Origin of the sequence: Phenylobacterium sp., from assembly GCF_036963605.1 — a bacterium.
In the GTDB taxonomy this organism is placed as follows: Bacteria; Pseudomonadota; Alphaproteobacteria; order Caulobacterales; family Caulobacteraceae; genus Phenylobacterium.
The window spans coordinates 1-13,123 of sequence record NZ_JBALUY010000084.1; the positions used below are offsets into that span (position 1 = coordinate 1).

At 67.1% G+C, this 13,123-nt stretch carries 14 protein-coding genes; 12 read left to right on the plus strand and 2 right to left on the minus strand.

All coding sequences use genetic code 11. From position 1 onward, the window contains the following. From rnr to rpmG, 9 genes are all read left to right on the plus strand, one after another. Positions 1-2,146 (plus strand): ribonuclease R (gene rnr / locus V7702_RS14305; protein ID WP_335650771.1); only part of this gene is annotated, 2,146 nt, incomplete at its 5' end. 171 nt (positions 2,147-2,317) lie between these two features. Next, complete coding sequence (locus tag V7702_RS14310; protein WP_335650772.1) at positions 2,318-2,767, plus strand: thiol-disulfide oxidoreductase DCC family protein; 450 nt, start codon at positions 2,318-2,320, stop codon at positions 2,765-2,767. Beyond that, complete coding sequence (locus V7702_RS14315) at positions 2,725-4,404, plus strand: DUF4166 domain-containing protein (RefSeq protein WP_335650773.1); 1,680 nt, start codon at positions 2,725-2,727, stop codon at positions 4,402-4,404. Before V7702_RS14310 ends, V7702_RS14315 begins: the two co-directional genes overlap by 43 nt. A gap of 400 nt (positions 4,405-4,804) precedes the next feature. After that, entirely contained in the window at positions 4,805-5,338 is a 534-nt protein-coding gene (locus V7702_RS14320) for a hypothetical protein (protein WP_335650774.1), read from the plus strand. A gap of 135 nt (positions 5,339-5,473) precedes the next feature. Then, positions 5,474-6,184, plus strand: a complete 711-nt coding sequence (locus tag V7702_RS14325; RefSeq protein ID WP_335650775.1) for an NUDIX hydrolase — start codon at positions 5,474-5,476, stop codon at positions 6,182-6,184. A 19-nt stretch (positions 6,185-6,203) separates the two neighbouring features. Continuing rightward, the gene (locus tag V7702_RS14330; RefSeq protein WP_335650776.1) at positions 6,204-6,761 is read left to right on the plus strand and encodes an NADPH-dependent FMN reductase; all 558 of its coding nucleotides are present in this window, start codon (positions 6,204-6,206) and stop codon (positions 6,759-6,761) included. A 4-nt stretch (positions 6,762-6,765) separates the two neighbouring features. Continuing rightward, positions 6,766-7,599 (plus strand): pirin family protein, encoded by an 834-nt coding sequence (locus tag V7702_RS14335; RefSeq protein ID WP_335650777.1) that lies wholly within the window; start codon positions 6,766-6,768, stop codon positions 7,597-7,599. Positions 7,600-7,679: 80 nt separating this feature from the next. After that, the gene (locus V7702_RS14340; RefSeq protein ID WP_335650778.1) at positions 7,680-8,132 is read left to right on the plus strand and encodes a hypothetical protein; all 453 of its coding nucleotides are present in this window, start codon (positions 7,680-7,682) and stop codon (positions 8,130-8,132) included. A gap of 104 nt (positions 8,133-8,236) precedes the next feature. Next, a complete protein-coding gene (gene rpmG / locus V7702_RS14345) occupies positions 8,237-8,404 on the plus strand; it encodes a 50S ribosomal protein L33 (protein ID WP_111458827.1) in 168 nt (55 codons plus the stop codon). Positions 8,405-8,491: 87 nt separating this feature from the next. Here rpmG and V7702_RS14350 read toward each other — a convergent pair whose 3' ends face one another. Both V7702_RS14350 and V7702_RS14355 read right to left on the minus strand, forming a co-directional pair. Further along, positions 8,492-9,856, minus strand: coding sequence for a PleD family two-component system response regulator (locus tag V7702_RS14350; RefSeq protein WP_335650779.1), 1,365 nt, complete (start codon positions 9,854-9,856; stop codon positions 8,492-8,494). Between the two features lie 6 nt (positions 9,857-9,862). Next, positions 9,863-10,228: a response regulator gene (locus V7702_RS14355; protein ID WP_293408942.1), complete on the minus strand. Its 366-nt coding sequence runs from the start codon at positions 10,226-10,228 to the stop codon at positions 9,863-9,865. Between the two features lie 125 nt (positions 10,229-10,353). On the opposite strand from V7702_RS14355, the gene V7702_RS14360 reads away from it, so the two are divergent. The 3 genes from V7702_RS14360 to V7702_RS14370 all read left to right on the plus strand — a co-directional run. Continuing rightward, positions 10,354-11,079 carry a hypothetical protein gene (locus V7702_RS14360; protein ID WP_335650780.1) on the plus strand — a complete coding sequence of 242 codons (726 nt, stop codon included), beginning with the start codon at positions 10,354-10,356 and terminating at the stop codon, positions 11,077-11,079. A 16-nt stretch (positions 11,080-11,095) separates the two neighbouring features. Next, positions 11,096-11,986 carry an ROK family protein gene (locus V7702_RS14365; protein WP_335650781.1) on the plus strand — a complete coding sequence of 297 codons (891 nt, stop codon included), beginning with the start codon at positions 11,096-11,098 and terminating at the stop codon, positions 11,984-11,986. Beyond that, on the plus strand, positions 11,983-13,123 hold a 1,141-nt coding region (locus V7702_RS14370; RefSeq protein WP_335650782.1), incomplete at its 3' end, for a DNA polymerase IV. The genes V7702_RS14365 and V7702_RS14370, both read left to right, overlap by 4 nt.

A 13,123-nucleotide genomic window follows, 5' to 3' on the forward strand; every position in this document is an offset into this window, starting at 1 on the left:
GGGCGCCGACCGCCGGGCCCTGCGCGAAATGCTGGGCGAACTGCAGGCCGCGGGGACCTTGAGCCGCCGGGGCCGCAAGGGCGTGGCCGAGACCGGGTCACTGCCTCCGGTCGGCGTCGTCGATGTGGTCGAGCGCGACACCGACGGCGACCTTCTGGTGCGTCTGACCAAGGGGGCCGAGGACACGCCGCTGGTCCATCTGGCGCCGGACAAGGCCGAGGCCGTGGCCGGCGCGCCGGGCCTGGGCGACCGGCTGCTGGTCCGCTTCGTCACCCTGGAGAGCGGCGAGACCGAAGCCCGGCTGATCAAGCGCCTGGGCCAGAGCGCCCACCGGGTGCTGGGCGTGGTGCGCAAACACCACCGCGAGGTCCGCATCGAGCCGGTGGACCGCAAGTCCAAGGAAAGCCTGATCGTCTTCGACGACGGCCAGCTCAAGGACGGTGATCTGGTCCTGGCCCAGGTGGGGACCGCCGAGCGCCATCATGGCCCCAAGCGCGGCAAGGTGCTGGAGGTGGTCGGACGCGAGGACGAACCCCGCGCCGCCAGCCTGATCGCCATCCACAGCCACGGCATCCCCACGGGCTTTTCCGATGAGGCAGAGGCCGAGGCTGAGGCCGCCAAGCCGCCGGAACTGGCCGGCCGAGAAGATCTGCGCGACCTGCCGCTGATCACCATCGACCCCGCCGACGCCCGCGACCACGACGATGCGGTCTTCGCCCAGGCCGACGAGGACCCGCGCAATCCGGGCGGCTGGATCGTCTGGGTCGCCATCGCCGATGTGGCCGCCTATGTCCGCCCCGGCGGCGCCCTCGACCGGGAAGCCCGCGACAAGGCCAACAGCGTCTACTTCCCCGACCGGGTGGAGCCCATGCTGCCCGAGCGGCTCTCCAACGGCCTCTGCTCCCTGCGGGAGGGCGAGAACCGCGCCTGCATGGCCGTGCGCATGGTGTTCGACAGCCAGGGACGGAAACGCAGCCACAAGTTCGTGCGCGGCCTGATGCGCTCGGCCGCCAAGCTAGCCTACGAACAGGCCCAGGACGCCATCGATGGCCGCCCCGACGACAAGGCCGGCCCCCTGCTGGAGCCGATCCTCAAGCCCCTGTGGGCCGCCTACCTGACCATGAAGAAGGGCCGGGAGGCCCGCTCGCCGCTCGCCATCGAAAGCTCGGAGCGCCGGATCGTCATCGGCGAGGACGGCAAGGTCGACTCGATCACGCCCCGCCCCGCCCTCGAAGCCCACAAGCTGATCGAGGAGATGATGATCCAGGCCAATGTCTGCGCCGCCGAGACCCTGGAAGCCAAGCGCACCCCGCTGATCTACCGCATCCACGATGCGCCGAGCCCGGAGAAGCTGGATTCCCTCGCCGAATTCCTCGGCTCAATCCAGGTGAACTGGTCCAAGGGCGAGGCCGCCCGCACCGACCGCTTCAACCGCCTGCTGGACCTGACCCGTGAGGGGCCGAACGCCGAGATCGTCAACGAGGTGGTCCTGCGCACCCAGATGCAGGCCCACTACGCCACCGACAATATCGGCCACTTCGGCCTCAACCTGGACCGCTATGCCCACTTCACCTCGCCGATCCGCCGCTATGCCGACCTGATCGTGCACCGGGCCTTGGTGAGCGCGCTGGGCCTGAACCTGCCCGGCGGCCCCGATGGCCTGAGCGACTGGGACATCTCGCACATGAAGGCCACGGCCGAGGAGATCACCTTCGCCGAGCGCCGGGCCATGGCCGCCGAGCGCGACGCCACCGACCGCTATGTGGCCGCCTTCCTGGCCGATCGGGTGGGCGCGACCTTCTTCGGCCGGATCACCGGCGTCACCCGGTTTGGCCTGTTCATCCGCCTGGCCGAGACCGGCGCCGACGGCCTGATCCCGATCTCGAACCTCGGCGATGAGTTCTTCATCCACGACGAGAAGATGCACGCCCTGATCGGCGAACGTTCCGGCGCCCGCTGGCCGCTCGGCATGAGCGTCGAGGTGCGGCTGCGCGAAGCCACCCCCATCACCGGCGGCCTGCTGTTCGAAATGCTGAGCGAGCCGGCCGCCCCCGACCCCACCGCCCCGCGGCCGCGCCTGGGCATCCGCCGCAAGGCCGGCCGCCCGCCCCTACCCCGCCAGGGCGGCAAGCACCGGCGGCGGTGAGCGGCGGGGGCGCTCCTATCGCCAAGCTGACGTAGGTTTTCGCTAGGCGCCAAAAGCAGACATTGGCGCGGTGCCAACAAGCGGACCTTCGACGGCCCTCTCGCGGTCTGCAGACGCAAGCTGCAGCTCTTGGGTTGACGCGCCTCTATCCTGTCGACGAGTAGTTCAACGATGAAGCCGCGAAAAGTTACGGCCGCCTATCTCGACAAAGCGCCAGCCTTGCCAGCGCCGGCTCCGCTGGTCGTCTTCGACGGCGTTTGTGTACTTTGCTCTCGCTATGTTCAGTGGGTCATTGCCCGCGACAGCGGGCGTAGGTTCTGGTTCACCCCAGCGCAGGGTCCGCTCGGCCAGCTTCTCTATCGCGAGCTAAAGCTCGATGCTGTCGAGTTCGAGACGAACCTGCTGATCGTCGACGGAAAGGCATACGGCAAACTCGAGGCATTCATCGAAATCGCTGGGCGGCTAGGAGGCGTCTGGGGGGCCGCAAAAATCCTGCGACTACTTCCAAGCGGCCTGCGGGATCTGCTCTACGACATCATCGCCGCGAACCGCTACAGGGTGTTCGGAAAGCGCGAGGTATGTTGGATGCCCTCCCCAAGAGCGGCGGACAGGGTCGTTTGAAGCGCGTTCTGGTCCTGGGCGGCTACGGCACGTTCGGCGCAAGGATCTGCGAGCTCTTGGTGCGCCATCCGGACTTCTCCGTTCTGGTCGCGGGCCGCAGCCTAGAGAAGGCCACCGAATACTGCGGTCGCCACCCGGACCCTCGTCTGACCCCTGTTCGAGTGGATCGCGATCATAGCCTGCAGGAGAAACTGGAGGAGATCCGCCCCTGGCTTGTTGTTGATGCAGCAGGGCCATTCCAGGGAGCTACCTATAAAGTCGCCAAAGGCTGCATTGCCGCTGGCTGCAACTACCTCGATATCGCCGACGGTCGAGACTTCGTTGAAGAGTTCAGTTTCCTTGATGGGGACGCCAAGGCTGCTGGGGTGACCTTGATATCGGGCGCGAGCAGCGTGCCCAGCCTCTCAAGCGCTGTGGTGACTCAGCTATCGGCAGGCCTCGATCGGCTAGGCCTGGTCGAGAGCGCCATCACCGCCAGCAACCGTGCGACAGTTGGGCGTTCGGTCTTGGAGGCCATCCTCTCCTACGTCGGGCGGCCTGTAGCTCTTAGGCAGGGTGGGCAAACCCTCCAAGCCCACGGTTGGCGGGACCTCCGCCGGATGACCTTCGCCACGTCTCGATCGCGACCGCTCATAGGGAGATGGGTAGGGATCTGTGACGTCCCCGATCTTGGGGTGATGTCCGACCAGCTTCCTGGCCGGCCCTTAGTGCTATTTCGAGCAGGCGCCGAGCTCGCGTTGCATAATCTAAGCCTGTGGTTGTTTGGCTGGGTCGTCCAGTGGGGACTGCTCAGAAGCCTGCTCCCCTTAGCGGGCGCTCTGCAGCTACTGCGTGGTCTCACGAGCCGGTTAGGTGGAGAGCGATCGGCGATGCTGGTTAGCGTCGTCGGCCAGAGCGGCGGCGACACTGTCGAGCGTCGATGGACGCTCATCGCAGACCACGGACGAGGCCCCTACACTCCCTGCCTGGCCGCGCCTCTATTGGCGAAGCGTCTAGCCGACGGCCAGCTTCCACATGGCGCTTATACGGCAGCCGGTCTGTTACCACTTGAGGCCTTCGAGCCGGACTTCGCAGGGCTCGGTTTCGACACTGAAACTGTCGAAGTAAGGTCCAGCGCCCCCCTCTATGCGCGGATACTGGGCGACGCCTTTGATCGCCTGCCGTTCGCGATCCGTGAGCTGCACCACCCGGCCGGGGCTTTGCTCGCCGAAGGGCGAGCTAGAGTGACCCGTGGGACTAGTCTGGCCGCGCGCGTCATAGCCTTGATGATGCGGTTCCCACCTGCCGCGTTAGACGTGCCCGTGCGAGTTCGCTTTTTCGAATGGGGCGGCCCGGAGACGTGGATACGCACGTTTGGCTCAAGCAGTTTCACTAGTAAACTATCGGAACGGGACGGCCTGCTAATCGAACGCTTTGGCCCGCTTCAATTCGGGTTCGCTCTAAATGGCGACGCTAGTGGTCTATCGATGGATTTCCGCCGCTGGTGGCTAGGGCCATTACCAATGCCGCGAGCCCTCGGCCCACGGACCAAAGCACGCGAAACGGTGTCTGACGGCATCTTTCACTTCGACGTCGCCATCTCAATGCCGATGGTTGGACCCATAATCCGTTACGAAGGTAGCCTGGCGGTCAAATAGCTGTTGTCTCGACGACCGTGGCGTGGACCCGCTTTGCGCCAGTTCCGGACCCAGGCCTGCGGCCGGCATCCGGACATTCCAAGCGAGTATGAGAGTCCGCTTGCTGGTCGACCGTCAGCGGGTGAAACCGACCCAGAGCGGATATACCCGCTGCGGTTCTGCGCAGTGAGGGTTGGCGGCGTGGTTGTCTGGCATCAAACGCCTTGGCCGACGGAATTCCTGTCGCGCCACCGCGCTATCCAATGTGTCTCGCTCCTGAGCATCGGTCGCAGTCTCTGCTGTCAGGTTCGAAGTCGATGACGCAATCGACCTGTTGCAGACGTCTGATGCTGGCGAACGTACAGCCCCTGGAGTTCAGCGCGTGTCACCATCAGGCCTCCTTATTTTTGGAACGTCCCACGTGGGCAAGTCGACATTGGCAAACCGGGTCGGCGACGCCTGGCGCGCGCGTGTCACGTCCACTGACAAGTTGGGACGTCATCCTGGCCGGCCCTGGCCTAAATTGAGCCCCCCCGTCGAGGAGTACTATTCCCGCCTGACTGACGAGACCATCTATTGGTTCTTGCAAGTCCATCATCAGAACATTTGGCCGGTCGTTGAGCGAAGAATTGCTTTGGAGCGCGAGACTCCGGGGCGGTTCGTTCTTGAGGGCTCGGCGCTTCGTCCGGAGTTGATTGCTACGTTGGACGTGTCCGATCTCCTCGTTGTCGGCTTGTTTGCAGACCCGGATTTTCTGCGGAACAGGATGGAGATTGAGAGCCAGTACGCCGAACAAGACGAGCATCGGAAGGCGCTTATATCCAGGTTCATCGCGCGATCTCTTCGAGATAACGACGAGATCATTCGCGACGCGGAAAGGCTGAAGCTTCCCTTGTTGGATGTTGCTAACAGCGCGAGCTTACAAGATGCCGTTGAAAAGCTGGCTGCTGCATGACGAACGCCGCTTTGAAGCGACCGCTTCCCACCCATTAGAGACGCAGCAGATTTGGGCGCCCGCCCTCGTCGCCGCCCGCACCCTGCCCTAACGTCATGCTTCCTCTGCGTCCCCGGGCGGTCATACAGTTGTTTCATGACCGACGCTGAGATTCCCCGCCGCCCCGAGGGCGGTCGTATGCGCCCCGAGGGCGCCCGAGCCGTGAAGCCGCGGGATGCGGCCACCATCATCCTGGTTCGCCGGGACGCCGCCAAGCCGCGGGTCCTGATGGGCAAGCGCAACAGCGGCCATGACTTCATGCCCAATCTCTGGGTCTTCCCCGGCGGGCGCATCGACCGGGCCGACTTCCGCGCCCCCCACGCCACCGACCTGCGCCCCGAGGTGGCGGCCAAGTTCGACCGCCATATAAAGCGCGGGCGCGGCCAGGCCCTGGCCCTGGCGGCCATCCGCGAGACCTTCGAAGAGGCGGGCCTGCTGCTGGCCAAGAAGGCCCCGCCACGGCCAGGCGTCGGCCCCTGGCGGGAGTTCCTGGCCCAGGGCGCCCTGCCCGACCTGGAAGCCATGGAGATCATCGCCCGGGCCGTCACGCCTCCCATGCTGGCCAAGCGGTTCGACACCTGGTTCCTGATGGCCGACGCCGAGCGGCTGATCAGCCTGGATCGCCAGCCCGACTGCGGGGAGCTGGAGGAGATCGCCTGGGTCGATTTCGACGACGCGCTGGGGCTGGAGCTGCCCATGGTGACCCGCACCATGATCAAGGAGGCGGTGCTGCGCCTGGATGATCCGGAGCGACCCTCGCCCTATATGCGTTTCGGTGTGAAGGGCCATAAGGTCGCCCACCTCTGACACCCGCACTGGAGTTCGCATGTCCGATCGGCCCAAGGTCGCCGTCATCGTCGGCAGTTTCCGCCGCCATTCCGTGAACCGGCGCCTGGCCGAGGCGATCGCCAAGACCACCGCGGCCAAGCTGGACCTGCAGATCCTCGACTATGGCGAGGTGCCGCTGTTCAACCAGGATCACGAGGCCGATCCGCCGGCCGCCGTCGTGGCCTTCAAGGACGCGATCAAGGCCGCCGACGCGGTGCTGTTCGTGACCCCGGAATACAACCGCTCCATGCCCGGCGTGCTGAAGAACGCCATCGACTGGGCCTCGCGCCCTCCGGGCCAAGGCGTGTGGTCGGGCAAGCCCGCCGCCATCGCCGGCGCCAGCCCCGGCGCCCTGGGCACCGGGGCCGCCCAGGTCGATCTGCGCAACGTGCTGACGGCCATCAATGTGGCGGTGATGGGCATGCCGCAGATCTATTTCGTCCATAAGGACGAGCACTTCACGCCGGACGGCGGCTTCGCCGATCCAAAGTTCCAGGCCTTCATCGAAGGCTGGGGCGACAAGTTCGCGGCCTGGATCGCCAAGATGAACGGCTAAGGCCATGGCCCTCTCCGTCGATCGCATCGAGACCGCCGGCCCGCGCAATGTGCTGGGTCCCCGCCACCAGAACCGCCTGATCATCGCGCCCCAGGAGCATGGGCCCTACAGCCCCTTCCTGTTCCTGGCCGAGGACTGGTTCGCCCCGCCCGCCGGCTTCCCCGCCCACCCCCATCGGGGCATGGAGACGGTGACCTTCGTCCTCGAAGGCCAGATGATCCATGAGGACCACACCGGCGCCCATGGCGAGCTGGAGGCCGGCGATATCCAGTTCATGACCGCCGGCGGCGGGGTGATGCATTCGGAGATGCCAGGGCCTCGCGGCGTCCATTCCCTGCAGCTGTGGCTGAACCTGCCGGCGGCCAAGAAGATGACGCCGGCCCGCTATGGCGACCAGCGGGCGAGCGACGCCGCGCGCGTCACCGGCGAGGGCTATGAGGCCAGGCTCTATGCCGGCGAGCTCGGCGGCTCGAGCCGCCCCCACGGCAGCCTCTGGCCGCTGGCCCTGATGGATCTGCGCCTGGAAGCGGGCGCGACGCTGTCCCTGCCCCTCAAGGCCGGCTGGCGGGGCTTCCTGCTGGTCCTGGAGGGCGAGGTCCAGGTCGGGGCCGACTTGGCCGCCGTGAAGGCCGACCAGCACGCCTGGGCGCATGCCACAGGCGCCGACGACATCCTGCCCGTGATGGCCCAGACCCCCGCGCGCGCCCTCTTCTACGCCGCCCCCGTCATCGACGAGCCCGTGGTCGCCCACGGCCCGTTCGTGATGAACACGGTGGACGAGATCCGGCAGGCGTTCCTGGATTATCAGACGGGAAGGCTAACGACGGCGAGGGGCTGAGACGCCGCAGACGACACGCTGAAGTTATTGCATCCGCCAAGCCCAAAGCTAAGGTTGCATGAGATATTGGGGGGAGCGATATGCGCAGCACAATCTTGGCGCTGGTCATGGCCTTGGGCCTTGGCGGGACAGCGGCCGCAGGGGTCCACGGGGATGATCTCACCCGGTGCCTGATCACCAAGACATCGGTGGAGGACCAGCAGGAATTCATGGCTTTTAGCTTCATCGCCATCGCGCAGCATCCTGCAGTTCGCCCATATTCCCGATCGACGCCGGAACAGCTCGACTATCTCCAGGGGCGGGCGGCCAGCGTTCTCGAGCGGTCTCTGACGGAGGTCTGCCGGGCTGAGGCGATCAGCGCTCTAAGATATGAAGGGGTGAGCGTGATCCCCAACGCATTCCAGGCGTTTGGCCAAGCCGCCACAACCGGTCTTATGAGCGATCCTGCGGTGACCCAGGGCCTGAAGGGGATGGGCGAAAAAATGGACAGCAGCAAGCTGGAGGCGCTTGTGGCCGAAAGCGCTGCGAACTGAGCTCCCTCCCTCATTGACTTTGGTCTGCGGATTCGTATTGTCCGCGGCTCATTCGAAATGACTGCCGGGGTAAGCGCGCTTGCCCGGCCCCGCGAGGACCGACCATGGCGAAGCCAGCTTCCATCAAGATCCGCCTGAACTCCTCGGCGGACACCGGCTTTTTCTACGTGACCAAGAAGAACGCCCGCACCAAGACCGACAAGCTGGTCATGAAGAAGTACGATCCCGTCGTGCGCAAGCACGTGGAATTCCGCGAAGGCAAGATCAAGTAGGATCGCCTCGCGACGAGCGAACAAGGAAACGCCCGGCTGGATCAGCCGGGCGTTTTGCGTTTCGTCCCTTGAAGGTCCCGGATCGTTTTACGCCGCCCGGGCGATGACCTTGTTGCGGCCTGAGGACTTGGCCTCATAGAGCCCCTCGTCCGCGCGCTTGAGCAGGGCGTCGGGGGTGTCGTCGGGGCCCAGGGTCGCGGCGACGCCGATGGAGATGGTGGCGGTCAAAAGCTCGGTCCCATGGGCCACGCGGAACGGTGAGCCGGCCACGTGCAGGCGGATGCGCTCGGCGATGCGTTCGGCGTCCTCGATCCGGGTGCCCGGCATGACCACCACGAATTCCTCACCCCCGTAGCGGCAGGGCAGATCGACGGCGCGCACGTTTGAGGCCAGGCGGACCGCGAACTCCCGCAGCACCTCATCGCCCACGTCGTGGCCGTAGCCGTCATTGATCTTCTTGAAGTGATCGATATCGATCAGCAGCGCCGCCACCGGCTCGCCTCCATGGGCGGCGCGCTTGACCAGGGCGTCGAGCTGGCCGGCCATGTAGCGGCGGTTGTGCAGGCCGGTGAGCTGGTCGGTGACCGCCAACTCCAGGGAATGGTCGAGATTGTCCCGCAGATAGTCGGTGTAGCGCTTGCGGCGGATCTGCGTCCGCGCCCGGGCCGACAGCTCCTGGGGATCGATGGGCTTGGCCAGCAGGTCGTTGACGCCGATTTCCAGGGCCTTCATCAGCCGCGGCCGCTCGTCGAAATCGACAACGGCCAGGATCGGCAGGTGGCGCGTCGCCTCGTCAGAACGGATCTGGGCCGAGAAACGCAGGCCGTCGAAGCTGCGGGCCGTGGCGTTGACGATCACCAGGTCCACCGGCCCCCGGGCCGTCAGCAGGGCCTTGTCCGGCTCGGATTCGATCACCGGGCGATGTTCGATGGAAAGCTCCGAGGCGATCCGCTGGGCCTGGCGCTCGTGATCGTCGACGATCAGCACCCGGCCGCCCGTGCCGCCCAGGCGAGAGCCGGCGCCGGCGATGACGCCGATCCGCCGGCCCGAGGCCTCGCGCACCCGCAGCTCGTCGATCACGGTCTTCAAGCGGGTCAGGCTGCGCACCCGGGCGAACAGCATGACGTCGTCGATAGGCTTGGTCAGGAACTCGTCGGCGCCGGCCTCCAGGCCCGCGATCCGATCGGCGCGGCCATCCAGGGCGGTGACCAGCACCACCGGCACGTGACGGGTCTCAGGATCGTCCTTCAGCCGGCGGCAGACCTGGAACCCGTCCATGCCCGGCATCATCACGTCCAGCAGCACGATGTCGGGTTGCTCGGCCGCCGCCATGGCCAGGGCGGTGGGGCCGTCATAGGCCGTCAGGACCTCGTAATATTCGGCCGTGAGCTTGGCCTCGAGGAGACGGACATTGGCCTCGATATCGTCCACGACCAGGATGCGTGCGGACATGGCGGTCTATCCCAGCAGGCGGCGGATGGTGTCGAGGAAGTGCGACACCGAGATCGGCTTGGAAATATAGGCCTCGCAGCCGCCTTCGCGAATGCGTTCTTCGTCGCCCTTCATGGCGAAGGCGGTGACGGCGACGACGGGAATGCCCGCCAGCTCGTCGTCTTCCTTCAGCCACTTGGTGACTTCCAGGCCCGAAATCTCGGGCAGCTGGATGTCCATCAGAATGAGGTCGGGACGGTGCTCTCGGGCCAAAGAGAGGGCTTGCAGGCCTTCACGGGTCTGCAGGGTCTCGTACCCTTGCGCGTCGAGCAGGTCATGAAACAGCTTCATGTTCAGCTCGTTATCCTCGACGATGAGGACCTTCTTGGCCATGGTCGTCTCGACGATGCTCTTTTTCGGACGGCGAATCTTCCGCCGACCCCACCTTTGGCCCCTTTGATCCCACGAATATCCTTAAACTGGCGTTAGCCGCACGAGAGAGCCCCACGAGAGACCCAGTGGTCGAGACGCCGCACCCTTCCGCCCCACCTGACGCGGTCGCCGCCAGCGCGACGGCTGCGGCCACGCCAGCGGGCCCGCCCCGCGCCAGGGCGCCTGACCTGGCGGGCCTGGGCCTGGACATCGCCCGCCCCTTGGTGATCGTCGATGTGGACGAGGTGCTGGGCCACTTCATGGAGGGCTTCGGCGCCTTCCTGGCCGGGCGCGGCCTGGAGTTCCGGGTCGAGCGTTTCGCCTTGTTTCAAAACATCTATCAGCCAGGCGCGACCGAGCACCTGCCGATCGAAGAGGGCCGGCGGCACTATGAGGACTTCTTCCGCTATGGGTCGGGTGAGATGCGGGTGGCCGAGGGCGCAGCCGAGGCCCTGCGCCGCCTGTCGGAGCAAGCCGGGGTGGTCATCCTGACCAATGCCCCGGGCCAGGGCCGGCTGGCCCGCGCCCGCTGGCTGGGTCGGCACGATCTCGACTATCCTCTGCTGCTCAATTCGGGGCCAAAGGGGCCGCTGGCCGCCGCGCTGGTCGATCAGACGAAGGGGCCGGCCGCCTTCATCGACGACCTGCTGCCCAACCTGGATTCGGTGGCCGAGGCCGCGCCGGCCGTGGCCCGCTTTCAGCACGTGGCTGATCCCCGCCTGAGACCCTTGGCGCCCAGCGCGCCTCATCGCCACACCCGGATCGACGACTGGGACGCGCTGCGCATCGCCATCGCCGACTCGATCTCCTGACCGGCGCGCCCTTGTCATGATCCGCATCGGCGTCGATTTCGGCGGCACCAAGATCGAAGCGGCCGCCCTGGACCGCGAGGGCGCGGTCATAGCCCGGCTGCGAGTCCCTAATCCCGGGGCCTATCGCTCGGCCCTCGCCGCCGTCGCCGATCTGATCGCGCAGGTCGAGCAGGCGGCAGGCGGCCGGGCCGATCGGATCGGCGTCGGGATGCCCGGGTCCATCTCGCCGCGCAGCGGGCTGATCCGCAACGCCAACTCCGTCTGGCTGAACGACGAGCATTTCGCCGCCGACCTGGAGGCCACCCTGCAGCGCCCGGTGCGCCTGGCCAACGACGCCAACTGCCTGGCCCTGTCGGAGGCGGCCGATGGCGCAGGCGCCGGGGCGCGGGTGGTGTTCGCGGCCATCCTGGGCACGGGCTGCGGCGGCGGCCTGGTGGTGGACGGCCGCCTGGTGGAGGGCCGCAACGGCGTGGCCGGCGAGTGGGGCCACAGCCCCCTGCCCTGGGCCACGGCGGAGGAGCATCCCGGCCCCGCCTGCTGGTGCGGGCGGCGGGGCTGCCTGGAGACCTGGATTTCGGGCCCGGCCTTCGAGGCCGATCATGGCGCCGGGCTGAAGGCGCCGGAAATCATCGCCCGGGCCAGGGCCGGCGACGCCGTCGCCCAGGCCGCGTTCGCCCGCTATGTGGACCGCCTGGGCCGCGCCCTGGCCGTGGTGGTCGACCTGATCGATCCGGATGTCATCGTGCTCGGCGGCGGCATGTCCAATGTGGCCGAGCTCTATGAGCGCCTACCCGCCGCGCTGGCGCCCCACGTCTTCGCAGACGGGGTCGAGACGCCCGTCCGCTCGGCGCTCCATGGTGATTCGTCCGGCGTACGCGGGGCGGCCTGGCTCTGGCCGCTCTCATGAAGGCGCTCTGCCGTGACTGCCTGTGGACCGGACAAGCCCCCGCCGCCCGGCGCTGCCCGTCCTGCGGCTCGCCGCGCCTCGCGGCCCATGAGGAGTTGATGGACCTCTCCATGGCCCATCTGGACTGCGACGCCTTCTACGCCTCGGTGGAAAAACGCGATCGACCCGAACTGCGCGACAAGCCGGTGATTGTCGGCGGCGGGGTGCGCGGGGTGGTGACCACCTGCTGCTACATGGCCCGGGTCTATGGGGTGCGCTCGGCCATGCCGATGTTCAAGGCCCTGGCCGCCTGCCCCCAGGCCGTGGTGATCAAGCCGGACTTCGCCAAGTACCGCGCGGAGAGCCGCATCATCATGGGGCTGATGGCCGAGTTGACCCCCTTGGTGCAGCCCCTCTCCCTGGACGAGGCCTGGATGGACCTGTCGGGCACCGAGCGCCTGCATGGCGCGCCGCCGGCCGTGACGCTGGCCCGGCTGCAGGGGCGGATCGAGCAGGCGACGGGGCTTACCGTCTCCATCGGTCTGGCCCCTAACAAGTTCCTGGCCAAGATCGCTTCGGACCTCGACAAGCCGAGGGGCTTCTCGGTGATCGGGACCGCCGAGGCGCGCAGCTTTCTGGCGCCGCGGCCCGTGGGCCTGCTGCCCGGAGTCGGGCCAGCCATGGTGAAGTCCCTGGAAACCGCCGGCCTGCGCGCCATCGGCGACATCGCCCGGGCCGAGCAGAAGGACCTGGCCCGCCGGTTCGGCGCCCATGGCCTGCGGCTCTACGACCTGGCCCACGGCCGCGACACCCGCCCCGTCGATCCTGACCAGACCCGCAAGGGAATCAGCGCCGAGACCACCTTCAACTCAGACCTCGCCGACTATGACGCCCTGGAAGATCGCCTGGCGCCCCTCTGCGAGCGGGTCGCCCGACAGGCGCGGGCGGGTGGCGTCTCCGGCCGCGTGGTGACGCTGAAGCTCAAGACGCCGGACTTCCGCATCCTGACCCGGCGCAAGGCGCTGGCCGTGCCGACTCAGACCGCCCGCACGCTGTTCGCGGCCGGGCGAGAACTGCTGCGCCGCGAGGCCGATGGTCGCAGCTATCGCCTGATCGGCATCGGTCTGGCCGAGCTGGGCCCGGCCGGCGCGGGCGAGG